Origin of the sequence: Mycobacterium sp. 852002-50816_SCH5313054-b (assembly GCF_001667185.1) — a bacterium.
Classification (GTDB): Bacteria; Actinomycetota; Actinomycetes; order Mycobacteriales; family Mycobacteriaceae; genus Mycobacterium.
Genome location: NZ_LZIC01000139.1, coordinates 1 through 11,964, shown reverse-complemented (window position 1 = coordinate 11,964; position 11,964 = coordinate 1). Strand labels below are relative to the sequence as shown.

11 protein-coding genes and 1 pseudogene are annotated in these 11,964 nt (G+C 71.1%); 7 read left to right on the top strand and 5 right to left on the bottom strand.

Annotation, left to right across the window (positions count from 1 at the left end; genetic code table 11):
- The coding region (locus A5787_RS27900; protein ID WP_197507398.1) for a hypothetical protein at positions 1-525 on the top strand (525 nt) is incomplete at its 5' end.
- Between the two features lie 79 nt (positions 526-604).
- Here A5787_RS27900 and A5787_RS25340 read toward each other — a convergent pair.
- From A5787_RS25340 to A5787_RS25330, 3 genes are all read right to left on the bottom strand, one after another.
- Positions 605-1,486 (bottom strand): endonuclease domain-containing protein, encoded by an 882-nt coding sequence (locus tag A5787_RS25340; RefSeq protein ID WP_066972198.1) that lies wholly within the window; start codon positions 1,484-1,486, stop codon positions 605-607.
- Between the two features lie 117 nt (positions 1,487-1,603).
- Positions 1,604-2,773, bottom strand: a complete 1,170-nt coding sequence (locus A5787_RS25335; protein ID WP_066972195.1) for a M20 family metallopeptidase — start codon at positions 2,771-2,773, stop codon at positions 1,604-1,606.
- Positions 2,770-3,966: an amidohydrolase gene (locus tag A5787_RS25330; protein ID WP_066972193.1), complete on the bottom strand. Its 1,197-nt coding sequence runs from the start codon at positions 3,964-3,966 to the stop codon at positions 2,770-2,772. The genes A5787_RS25335 and A5787_RS25330 overlap by 4 nt, the downstream gene beginning before the upstream one ends.
- A gap of 175 nt (positions 3,967-4,141) precedes the next feature.
- On the opposite strand from A5787_RS25330, the gene A5787_RS25325 reads away from it, so the two are divergent.
- The gene (locus tag A5787_RS25325; RefSeq protein WP_066972192.1) at positions 4,142-5,608 is read left to right on the top strand and encodes a PPE family protein; all 1,467 of its coding nucleotides are present in this window, start codon (positions 4,142-4,144) and stop codon (positions 5,606-5,608) included.
- Here the strand turns inward: A5787_RS25325 and A5787_RS25320 are convergent.
- Positions 5,605-6,222: a cutinase family protein gene (locus tag A5787_RS25320; RefSeq protein ID WP_197507402.1), complete on the bottom strand. Its 618-nt coding sequence runs from the start codon at positions 6,220-6,222 to the stop codon at positions 5,605-5,607. The genes A5787_RS25325 and A5787_RS25320 overlap by 4 nt on opposite strands.
- 88 nt (positions 6,223-6,310) lie before the next feature.
- On the opposite strand from A5787_RS25320, the gene A5787_RS25315 reads away from it, so the two are divergent.
- The gene (locus A5787_RS25315; protein WP_066972190.1) at positions 6,311-7,117 is read left to right on the top strand and encodes a purine-nucleoside phosphorylase; all 807 of its coding nucleotides are present in this window, start codon (positions 6,311-6,313) and stop codon (positions 7,115-7,117) included.
- The gene (locus A5787_RS25310; protein WP_369829162.1) at positions 7,023-8,621 is read left to right on the top strand and encodes a phospho-sugar mutase; all 1,599 of its coding nucleotides are present in this window, start codon (positions 7,023-7,025) and stop codon (positions 8,619-8,621) included. Before A5787_RS25315 ends, A5787_RS25310 begins: the two co-directional genes overlap by 95 nt.
- 1 nt (position 8,622) lies before the next feature.
- Here the strand turns inward: A5787_RS25310 and upp are convergent, their stop codons facing one another.
- A complete protein-coding gene (gene upp / locus A5787_RS25305) occupies positions 8,623-9,246 on the bottom strand; it encodes a uracil phosphoribosyltransferase (RefSeq protein WP_066972188.1) in 624 nt (207 codons plus the stop codon).
- A 119-nt stretch (positions 9,247-9,365) separates the two neighbouring features.
- Here upp and A5787_RS25300 point away from each other — a divergent pair, with 119 nt between their 5' ends.
- From A5787_RS25300 to A5787_RS25290, 3 genes and pseudogenes are all read left to right on the top strand, one after another.
- Entirely contained in the window at positions 9,366-10,208 is an 843-nt protein-coding gene (locus tag A5787_RS25300) for an alkaline phosphatase family protein (RefSeq protein WP_066972204.1), read from the top strand.
- A gap of 52 nt (positions 10,209-10,260) precedes the next feature.
- Complete coding sequence (locus A5787_RS25295) at positions 10,261-11,571, top strand: primosomal protein (protein ID WP_066972186.1); 1,311 nt, start codon at positions 10,261-10,263, stop codon at positions 11,569-11,571.
- A gap of 64 nt (positions 11,572-11,635) precedes the next feature.
- A pseudogene (locus A5787_RS25290) lies at positions 11,636-11,964 on the top strand (hypothetical protein); the annotation flags it as partial.

The window sequence follows — 11,964 nt, the reverse complement described above, 5'->3', positions numbered from 1 at the left end:
CCCCCCCCGCCCCCCGGGGGGGGCCGCGGGGGGGGGGGGCTCCTGCTCGGTGGCGGCGGCACCGGCGGGGCCGGCGGGGCCTATCTGGGCACCCCCTTGATTGCCGGCGGTACCGGCGGGGCCGGCGGCAACGCCGGGCTGATCGGCGCGGGCGGCGGCGGCGGTGGCGGCGGTATCTCCGGCATCGGCACCGGCGGTCGCGGCGGCGCCGGCGGGGCCGGCGGCATGCTCAGCGGCTCCGGCGGGGCCGGCGGCGCGGGCGGAGCAACGGTCCAGGGAACGCTCGGCGGGGCGGGCGGGGGCGGCGGTACGGCCGGTCTGATCGGCACCGGCGGCACCGGCGGCGCCGGCGGACAGGCGACCGCGAGCGGGGCGACGGGCGGCGACGGCGGCCCGGGCGGCAACGCCGTGCTGATCGGCAACGGTGGCAATGGCGGCAACGGCGGGCCGGGCGGGACGACGAATGGCGCGCCCGGTCCCGGGGGCACCGGCGGCCTCCTATTGGGCGCGAACGGTTTGCCTTAACGAGTCGGCCCCGCGAGCGCGCGTGTTTGTACGGCGACACGCCGCATCCGCCGGCATTCTGCGGACCCTCGTCGCGGCGTCACGCGGCCTTTCGCAGACACGTCTCGAGCCGGCGGACAAGGTCGTGCGGCCGAAATCTGACGTCCTCAGCGATGATGGGCACGATCACCCACCCCAGCTCTTGGAGTGCGGAAGAGCGGCGGCGGTCCCGACGAAACGCGTCCGGCCCGCTGTGCCAGTCGACGCCGTCGTACTCGGCACCGACCCGATCTTGCGGCCACGCGAAGTCGAGCCGCCAGATGCGTCCCTGTAAGTCCGGGACCTCGTACTGCAGCACGGGCTCGGGCAGGCCGCCGTCGATCATGACCAGCCGTGCCTCGCTCTCCATCGGCGACTCCGCCTGCGGCGACGCCAGAGCAACCAGCTCGCGCACGGTCACGATCCCGCGCCGCCCAGACTGCTGCTTGACCGCCCGCTCCAGATCGTCGCGGCCACAGGTGCCGCTGCGCAGCGCGGCGTCCAGCGTTGCCAGGGCTCTGGGCCGGCGCAGGCAGCGGGCGACTTCGATCGCCGTCCACGGAGCGGCGGTAGCGGGTCGGGCCCCGACGACGGTCACCGGCGCACCTTCCCGCCGGTGGACGACCAAACCCTCCGTCGATCGCAGCCGTCGACCGCCGGGATTCAGCACGTGCAGATCGGCGGTCCGTTCGGTGTCGAAGCCGTATGCCGCTGCGGCGGTGCCCAGACATGCCGCGACCGCCGTGCCGGCGGCCAGGTCGAGCCCGCGCAGTCGCAACGCTGTGGTGACCTCGCCGCGGCCGTAGACGCCATACCAAACCTTTTGCAGCGCACCACATTTCAGGTCCGCTTCCAGCCCGCGGCGGCTCAAGAATGTGAGCGCTTGAGCAGAAGTCACTACTCCGCCCTGGATGTCCAGCAACCTGCCGAGCTCTGCGTTCATGCCGGGTATCGTCTTGGCGCAGCGCGAGGACGGCAATTCACTATGCTGAGCGTCCCTAGAATGCCGCCTTATACGGCGTGTCGCCGTACAAACACGCGCGCTCGCGGCAACCAGGCCTTAGAAAAGGGCCGCCTGCTCGACGATGTTGACCATCACGCGCAGCCCGATCGCCAGGGCCCGCTCGTCGAGATCGAAGTTGGGCTGGTGCAAATCGAGCTGCGGGCCCTCGCCCGACCACACGCCCAATCGCGCCATCGCGCCGGGGATCTCCTCCAGGTACCAGGAGAAGTCCTCACCGCCGCCGGACTGCCGGGTGTCGGCCAGTGCGTCGGGGCCGACGGCTTCGATGGCGTGGGTGAGGATGCGCGTCGAGACGTCCTCGTTGACCACCGGCGGCACCCCGCGCCGGTACTGCAGCGTGTGTTCGATCGCCAGCGGGGACAGCAGCGCGGACACGGTCTCGCGGATGATGTCCTGCAAGGCGACCCAGGTCTGGCGGCTCGCCGTGCGCACGGTGCCGGCCAACACGCCGGTCTGCGGGATCGCGTTGGGGGCCACCCCGGCGTTGACGGCTCCCCACACCAAGACCGTCCCGTTGCGCGGATCGATGCGGCGCGACAGCACCCCCGGCAGCCCGGTGATCAGCGTTCCGAGGCCATAGACCAGGTCGGCGGTCAGGTGCGGCCGCGAGGTGTGCCCGCCCGGCGAATACAGCGCGATCTCCAGCTGGTCGGCCGCCGAGGTGATCGGGCCTTGCCGCACCGCGATCTTGCCGACCTCCAGCCGGGGATCGCAGTGCAGGGCGAAGATCCGCGACACCCCGGACAGCGCCCCGGCCGCTATCGCGTCGATCGCCCCGCCCGGCATCAGCTCCTCGGCGGCCTGGAAGATCAACCGCACCCCGATCGGCAGCTCCGGCACCGACGCCAGCGCCAGCGCCGTGCCCAGCAGGATGGCGGTGTGCGCGTCGTGCCCGCAGGCGTGCGCGACGTTGGGCATCGTCGAGGTGTAGGGCGCGTCGGTCCGCTCGGCCATGGGCAGCGCGTCCATGTCGGCCCGCAGCGCGATCCTCGGCTCGTGCTCGGGCCCCAGGTCGCACACCAGCCCGGTCCCGCCGGGCAGCACCTTCGGGTTCAGCCCCGCGTCGGCCAACCGTTCGGCGACGAACTGGGTGGTCGCGTACTCCTGGCGGCCCAGCTCGGGATAGCGGTGGATGTGCCGGCGCCACGAGACCAGGTCGTCGTGGTGTGCGGCCAGCCACGACTCGGCGCTGTCGACGAGGCTCATGCGCGTACCCCTCGCCGCTGTTGCGCCTCCAGCACCCGGTCGCGTTCGCCGGGGGTCTGGGCGAGGTGGACGACGGTGCGCGCCAACATGATCGCGCCGTCGACGACCGCGCGGTCGGCGCTCGGACCCGCGGCGGCGGCGGCGAATGCGCGCTGGTGCACGGTGGCACCGCCGGCGTCGACGCCGATCACCGGGTGGATCCCGGGCAGCACCTGCGTCACGTTGCCCATGTCCGTGCTGCCCATCGGCAGCGCCGTCTCGAATTCGGCCGCCACCGGCTCGCGCCCGAGTCGGCGCATCTCGTCCCGGAAGACGTCGGCCAGCCAGGGGTCGGGGTTGAGCTCGGCATACGGCGGCGCTGGGCTGTCGATCTCGTACTCGCAGCCCGCGGCCAGCGCGCCCGCGGCGAAGCACGCGTACATCCTGCCCTCCAGCTGCCGCAGCGATTCGGATTCGAACGCCCGCATCGCGTACTGCAGCGTCGTGTGCCCGGGGATGACGTTGACCGCCTGCCCGCCGTTGGTGACGATCCCGTGCACCAGTTGCCCCGGCGCCAACTGCTGGCGCAGCAGCCCGACGGCCACCTGCGCGACGGTCAGGGCGTCGGCGGCGTTGAGCCCGAGGAACGGCGCGACGGCCGCGTGCGATTCCTTGCCGCGGTAGTCGACCGTCACTTCCGACAACGCCAGCGAGCGGGCCCCGGCGATGTCGGTCGGCCCGGGATGCACCATCACCGCCACCGCGACGTCGTCGAACGTCCCGGCCTCGAGCAGTAGCGCCTTGCCGCCGCCGGCCTCCTCGGCGGGTGTGCCCAGCAGCGCGACCCGCAGCCCCAGGTCCTCGGCGACCTCGGCCAGCGCCAGCGCGGCCCCCACCGCCGACGCGGCGATGATGTTGTGGCCGCAGGCGTGCCCGATCTCTGGCAGCGCGTCGTACTCCGCGCACACCCCGACGACCAGCGGTCCGCTGCCGAAGTCCGCGCGGAACGCGGTGTCCAGACCGCCTGCGCGGGCGGTGATCTCGAAACCGCGCTCGGCGACCAGCGCCTGCGCCTTGGCGCAGCTGCGGTGCTCGGCGAACGCGAGCTCGGGCTCGGCATGGATGGCGTGGGACAACTCGACGAGGTCGGCGCCACGTCGCCGCACGACATCCTCAACGCGACCTAACGGGTGGTCTAACGAGCGAGCGGGCACTCTCGCAGTATCCCACCGCCGCGATTCGGTTCCGTCACCCCGAACTCGTTCCGACGCGCTGCGCGCACTCACCAAACCGATTACTATGGTGTTCGCCACTCCACTGGACTAAAAGTATGTAACTCTGCTATCTCTATGACATCTGTTTAACGCAGTCTCAGCCGAAGGATCCGTGATGAGCTTTTTGGTGCTGCCCCCGGAGATCAACTCGCTGCGGATGTTCGTAGGCGCGGGGTCGGCGCCGATGTTAGAGGCGGCGGCGGCCTGGGACGGCCTGGCCTCCGAGCTCGCGTCGGCGGCGTCGTCGTTCGCGTCGGTGACTTCCGGCCTCACGCAGCAGGCCTGGCAGGGCCCGGCGTCTGCGGCGATGATGTCGGCGGCCACCCCCTACGCGGGTTTCCTGAGCGCGGCCTCGGCCCAGGCCCAGAACGCGTCCGCGCAGGCGCAGTCCGTCGCGGCGGTGTTCGAGTCCACGTTGGCGGCGACGGTGCACCCGGCGGTGGTTGCGGCCAATCGCACCGACCTGGTGTCGCTGGTGGTGTCGAACCTGTTCGGCCAGAACGCCCCGGCGATCGCGGCCACCGAGGCCGAGTACGAACAGATGTGGGCCCAGGACGTCGCGGCGATGGTCGACTATCACGCCGGCGCGTCGGCGGCGGCCGCCGAGCTACCGTTGGCGCTGCAGCCCTTGGACAGTATCTTCGGATTCCTGGACAACATCCCGGGATTCAACTTCCTGGGTATCGGCAACGCCAAGCTGCTGACCCTGGGCATCGGGAACACTCAGGCCTGGAACCTGGGCAGCGGCAACAATGGCCAGATCAACCTGCTGGGCAGCGGCAACCTCGGCGACGTGAACTTCGGCAGCGGCAACTTCGGCTTCTGGAACCTGGGCAGCGGCAACATCGGCAGCCTCAACTTCGGCAGCGGCAACAACGGCAGCTGGAACCTGGGCAGCGGCAACATCGGCGGCTACAACCTCGGGTTCGGCAACAACGGCAGCAACAACTTCGGCTTCGGCAACTTCGGCTCCGGGAATTTCGGCTTCGGCAACAGCGGCACCGGAAACATCGGCATCGGCCTCACCGGCAACCATCAGATCGGGTTCGGCGGCCTGAACTCCGGCACCGGCAACATCGGCTTCGGCAACTCGGGCACCAACAACATCGGCTTCTTCAACTCGGGCAACGGCAACATCGGCTTCGGCAACTCGGGTCAGTTCAACTCGGGCCTCGCCAACTCCGGAGCGTTCGCCACCGGGCTGTTCAACTCCGGATCGACCGACACGGGAATGTTCAACTCCGGCGACTACAACACCGGCGGCTTCAACGCGGGCAACTTCAACACGGGGTTGTTCAACTCGGGCAGCATCAACACCGGGATCTTCAACTCGGGCGACCTCAACACCGGGGTGGGCAACCTGTTCACCGGGTCCGGCGCCAGTTCGGGTTTCGGGAACCTCGGCGTCGACAGCTCGGGGTTCAACAACTCCGGCGACAACGCGTCCGGGATAGGAAACGCCGGCGACTACGTCTCGGGTCTGTTCAACTCGGGCATCGCCGAGATCAGCGGCGTCCTGAACAACGCGCCGACGGGCTTCACCTCGGGCATCTCCAACCTGCGGAACCTTCTGGGGGGTTAGAGCACTCCGGCGATGAACCCCGCCGCCTGGCCGGGATAGGGCGGTATCTCATAGTCGTGGTGCGCGTCGCGGTCGCGGCCGCCGACGACGCAGACGGGATCACCGGGGCTGCACAAGTCGATGGCGCGACCGGCGAACGCCCCCGTTGTCGACAGGGGCGTATTAAAGCGGTTGCCGGGATTGCCGAACACCGCAACCGCCCGCACCTTGTCGGCCAGACCGGGATCCAGCGCAGGAGCCGACCCGAAGTTGCCGATGCGCTGCCCCACGGGCGGCACCCCCGCCAGCATCGACACCGCGGCGGCACCCTGCGAGAAGCCGCCGAGCACCAGCCGCGTCGCCGGGCACTGCGCGACCATCGCGGCGATGTGATCGCGCGCGTCGTTGGCGCCGTCGGCGGTGGTCAAAAAGTTATAGCTGGCCGGGTAATTCACCGGATAGGCGTCGACGCTGCGCGCGCCGAGGGCGGGCTGCAGCGCGGCGAACAGCGCATCGCCTACTGCCCCCAGTCCGGGCGGCTCGGCGGTGCCGCGGGCGAAGATGAGCTGGACATCCGGGCACGCGTCGGCCGCCGCCGCCGGTGCCGGCCCGCTCGTGATGGCGCCCACCGACACCGCGACGGCGGCGATGAGACCAGGAATCGAAGACCAAGGACGACGCATACGGCCGATCCTCACATACACCGGGCTAAGCTCGCCGACTGTGGCCGAACCCCTGCCCGATCCCGACGACCTCGCGCGGCTGGCGGCGCGGGCCATCGCCGAGCGCACCGGGGTCGCCGAGCACGACGTCGCCATCGTCCTCGGGTCGGGGTGGCGGCCCGCGGCGGCGGCGCTGGGTTCCCCGACCGCCACGCTGCCCCAGGCCGAACTGCCGGGGTTCGCCCCACCGAGCGCGATCGGGCACACGGGTGAGCTGTTGTCGATGCGCATCGGCGCACAGCGGGTGCTGGTGATGGTCGGTCGCGTGCACGCCTACGAGGGGCACGACCTGTGCCACGTCGTGCACCCGGTGCGGGCTGCCTGCGCCGCGGGCGTGCGCGTCGTCGTGCTGACCAACGCGGCCGGCGGCCTGCGCCCGGACATGGCGGCGGGCCAGCCCGTGCTGATCAGTGACCACCTGAACCTCACCGGCCGCTCGCCGCTGGTCGGCCCGCGCTTCGTCGACCTGACCGACGCGTACGCGCCGCGGCTGCGCGAGCTGGCCCGTCAGGGCGAGCCGGCGCTGACCGAGGGCGTCTACGCCGGGCTGCCCGGACCGCACTACGAGACCCCGGCGGAGGTCCGGATGCTGCAGACGCTGGGCGCCGACCTGGTCGGCATGTCGACGGTGCACGAGACGATCGCGGCCCGGGAGGCCGGCGCCGAGGTGCTGGGGGTTTCGCTGGTGACCAACCTGGCCGCCGGGATCAGCGGTGCGCCGCTCAGCCACGCCGAGGTGCTGGCCGCCGGCGCCGCGGCGGCCAGCCGGATGGGCGCCCTGCTGGCCGACGTCGTGGCGCGGTTGTAGCGGCGTGCCACCGTCCCGCCCACTTCGATTCGGCACCGCGGGGCTGCGCGGCCCGGTGCGCGACGGGCCCGACGCCATGAACGCCGCGGTGGTCGCGCGCGCGACGTGGGCGGTGGCGCGCGTGCTCAGCGAGGGCGGGCTGGCGGGCTCGCCGGTGATCGTCGGCCGCGATGCCAGGCACGGTTCGGCGCTGTTCGCCACGGTGACGGCCGAAGTACTTGCCGCCCAGGACTTTCCGGTGCTGATGCTGCCCGGGCCGGTGCCCACGCCGGTGGTCGCGTTCGCGGTGCGCCACACCGGCGCCGCCGCCGGGGTGCAGATCACGGCGTCGCACAACCCGCCGACCGACAACGGCTACAAGGTGTACTTCTCCGGCGGTGTCCAGATCGTCTCCCCCACCGATCGCCGGATCGAAGCCGCGATGGCCGCCGCTCCCCCGCCCGACGAGATCACCAGGCGCCCAGTCGAACCCGCCGACACCGACCTGGTCGAGCGCTACCTCGAGCGCGCGGCCGGGGTTCGGCGCTGCTCCGGTTCGGTGCGGGTGGCGCTGACCCCGCTGCACGGGGTCGGCGGAGCGGTGGCCGTGGAAGCCCTGCGCCGCGCGGGATTTCACGAGGTGCACACCGTCGGCGCGCAGTTCGCGCCCGACCCCGACTTCCCGACGGTCGCGTTCCCCAACCCCGAGGAGCCCGGCGCCAGCGACGCGCTGCTCACCCTGGCCGCCGAGACGACGGCCGACGTCGCGATCGCGCTCGACCCCGACGCCGACCGGTGCGCGGTCGGTATCCCCACCGGATCGGGCTGGCGGATGCTGTCCGGCGACGAAACCGGTTGGCTGCTCGGCGATTACATCCTGTCCCGCGAGCCGGACGCCGGCGCCGCGGTGGTGGCCAGCACCGTGGTGTCGTCGCGGATGCTGGCGGCGATCGCCGCGCACTACGGCGCGACGCACGTCGAGACCCTCACCGGCTTCAAGTGGCTGGCGCGCGCCGACGCGAACGTGCCGGGTAAAGCGTTGGTGTACGCCTACGAGGAAGCGATCGGCCACTGCGTCGACCCGGATGCCGTGCGCGACAAGGACGGCATCAGCGCCGCGGTGCTGGTGTGCGACCTGGTGGCCGCGCTGCAGGGGCAGGGCCGTTCGGTGCCCGACCTGCTCGACGACCTGGCCCGCCGCCACGGCGTGCACGACGTCGCGGCGGTGTCGCGCCGCGTCACCGACGCCGACGAGGCCGCCGAGGTGATGCGGCGGCTGCGCGCGGCCCCGCCGCGGTCGCTGGCCGGCCTGGCCGCCGAGCTCACCGACATCACCGACGCACTGATCTTCGCCGGCGGCGACGACGCGACCTCGGCCCGCGTGGTGGTGCGGCCGTCGGGCACCGAGCCGAAGTTGAAGTGCTACATCGAGATTCGCTGTGCGCCGGCCGACGATCTGCGAGGCGCCCGGGAGCGCGCACGGGCGCTGCGCGACGAGCTGGTCGCAGAAGTTCAAGCCTGGTGAACTAGCGGGGCCCGAATTGGCGGTCGCCCGCATCGCCGAGACCGGGCACGATATAGGCGATCTCGTTGAGCCCGTCGTCGACGGCCACGGTGAAGAGTCGCGCGTCCGGCGCCGCCTTCTCCAGCGCCGCAACGCCTTCCGGCGCGGCCACCACGCACAGCACGGCGATGTCCGACGCCCCGCGGCGGTGCAGCAGGCCGATCGTGTGCGTCAACGACCCGCCGGTGGCCAGCATCGGATCGAGCACCAGCACCGGCGTTTCGCTCAGGTCGTCGGGCAGCGATTCCAGGTACCCGCTCGGCAGGTGGGTTTCCTCGTCGCGGGCCACGCCGACGAACCCCACCCGGGCCTCGGGCAGCAGCGCGAGCGCCTGGTCGACCATGCCCAGCCCGGCGCGCAGCACGGGCACCAACAGCGGCGGGTTGGCCAGCCGCACCCCGAGCGTCTCGGCAAGGGGCGTGCGGATCGGGAACGTCTCGCGGCCGGCGTCCCGGGTGGCCTCGTACACCAGCATCGCGGTCAGGTCGCGCAAGCCGGCGCGGAAGTGGGCGTTATCGGTGCGTTCGTCGCGCAAGGCCGTCAGCCGGGACAGGGCCAGCGGGTGATCGACGACGCGCACCTCCACGGGATGTGACCCTATATAACGATTGCGAATATAACGATTGCGACCGGCAACGCTGACACGCTCGCGCGGCGCCGTCCGCGGGCCGAATCCGCTCATATACTCCCGACGTGCTGAGCACAATCAAGAGCCTGGTCGGCGCCGCCGTGCTGGCGGCGCTGGTGGTCATCCCGTCGGTGCCCCGGGTGAGCCTCGCGGCGGCCGCGCTCCCGCAACCCGCGCACGTGTTGATCGTCATCGAAGAGAACCGCGCCCAGGCCCACATCATCGGCAACAAGTCGGCGCCGTTCATCAACGCGCTGGCCGCGGGCGGGGCGAACATGGCCGAGTCCTTCGCCGAGACGCACCCCAGCGAGCCGAACTACCTGGCGCTGTTCGCCGGCAGTACCCTCGGGGTGACCAGCGACTCGTGCCCGGTCAACGGCGGCGCCACTCCCAACCTGGCCTCCGAATTGCTCTCCGCCGGCTACACATTCGCCGGTTACGCCGAAGGCCTGCCCGCGGTCGGCTCGACGGTGTGCAGCGCGGGCAAGTACGCGCGCAAACACGTGCCGTGGGCCAACTTCACCAACGTGCCGGCGGCCACCTCGCTGCCGTTCTCGGCCTTTCCGATGGGCAACTACGCCGCCCTGCCGACCGTGTCGTTCGTCATCCCCAACAACGACGACAACATGCACGACGGCTCGATCGCGCAGGGCGACGCCTGGCTGAGCCGGGAGCTGTCGGGCTACGCCAACTGGGCGGCGGCCAACAACAGCCTGCTCATCGTGACGTGGGACGAGGACGACGGCGGACCCCACAACCAGATCCCGACGATCATCTACGGCGGGCACGTGCAGCCCGGCACCTACACCGAGCAGATCAACCACTACAGCGTGCTTGCCACGCTGGAGCAGATGTACGGGCTGCCCAAGCTCGGCTATGCCGCCGGAGCCGCGCCGATCGCGACCATCTGGGCCGCCTGACCCGATGGCCCGCTGACCCGCTGCTCACCCGCCCGTCGCTATTGTGTGCCGCATGGCTGCTGACCTCGTGCCCATCCGCCTGAGCCTGTCCGAAGGCGACCGCTACACCGTGTGGGCGCCCCGCTGGCGCGACGCCGGCGACGAGTGGGAGGCGTTCCTCGGCAAGGACGAGGACCTGTACGCGTTCGAGAACGTCGCCGACCTGGTCGCCTTCGTGCGCACCAACACCGACAACGATCTGGTGGACCACCCGGCGTGGCAGGACCTGACCTCGGCGCACGCGCACAGCTTCGAACCGGCCGAAGACAGGCAGTTCGATCTGGTCGCCGTCGAGGAGCTGGTGTCGGAGAAGCCCACCGAGGAATCGGTCAGCGCGCTGGCGGGCACGCTGGCGATCGTGTCGTCCGTCGGATCGGTGTGCGAGCTGCCGGCGGTGGCGAAGTTCTTCAACGGCAACCCCACCCTGGGCACGGTGGCCGGCGGAATCGACACCTTCACCGGGAAGGCGGGTCAAAAGCGCTGGAATGCGATCGCCGAGGTCATCGCGCGAAGCTGGGACGACGTGCTCGGCGCGATCGACCAGATCGTCAGCACTCCCGAGGTCGACGTCGAGTACGCGGCCAAGGCCGCCGAGGAGCTGGACGAGGAGCCCGACGAGCCCGAGGAAGAGACCGAGGAAGACGCTGCGGGCGAGGAGACCGACGACTCCGAGGATGTGGCCGAGGACGGGGAAGCCGAGGACGCCGCCGAGGAGCCCGCGGACGAAGAGGACGAAGAAGACCGCGCCGCCGGCGACACCGTCGTGCTGGGCGGCGCCGAGGACTTCTGGGTTCAGGTGGGTATCGACCCGATCCGCATCATCACGAGCGCCGGGACGTTGTACACGCTGCGCTGCTACCTGGACGACCGCCCGATCTTCCTGGGCCGCAACGGCCGCATCAGCGTGTTCACCTCCGAGCGGGCGCTGGCCCGCTACCTCGCCGACGAGCACGACCACGACTTGTCGGACCTGAGCACCTACGACGACATCCGCACTGCCGCGACCGACGGCTCGCTGTCGGTCGACATCACCGACGACAACATCTACGTGCTGAGCGGGCTGGCCGACGACTTCGGCGACGGGCCGGACGCGGTGGATCGCGATCAGCTCGATTTGGCCGTCGAGCTGCTCCGCGACATCGGTGACTACTCCGAGGATCCCGCGGTGGACAAGGCGCTCGACATCGGCCGGCCCCTGGGCAAGCTGGTGGCCTCCGTGCTGGAGCCGGGGTCGGTCACCAAGCCCGGACCGCCCTACGCCGCTGCGGTGCGCGAGTGGGAGAAGCTGGAGCAATTCGTCGAGGGTCGGCTCAGGCGCGAATAGGCGCGAGTAGGCCCGGGAGCCGCCGCGTTTGACGGGCCCCCAAGACTGCTCTTTACTGGCGCAGGTGTCACTTCCCGGCATCGGCCCGCTGCCCCTGTACGGGTTCCAGCGTCCGGCCATGCTGCTGTTTGCTTTGGTCCCGCTGGCGCTGCTCGCCGTCTACGTCGTGGCGCAGGCCCGGCGCCGGCGGCGCCTGCGCCGGTTCACCGAGTCCGAGGTACCGCAATCGTGGTGGCGCCACCTGCCGATCGCGGTTTCGCTGTTTTCCCTGCTGCTGTTGACCGTCGCCCTGGCCACTCCCACGCACGACATGCGCATCCCGCGCAACCGCGCGGTGGTGGTGCTGGTCATCGACATGTCGAACTCCATGGGCGCCACCGACGTCCCCCCGAA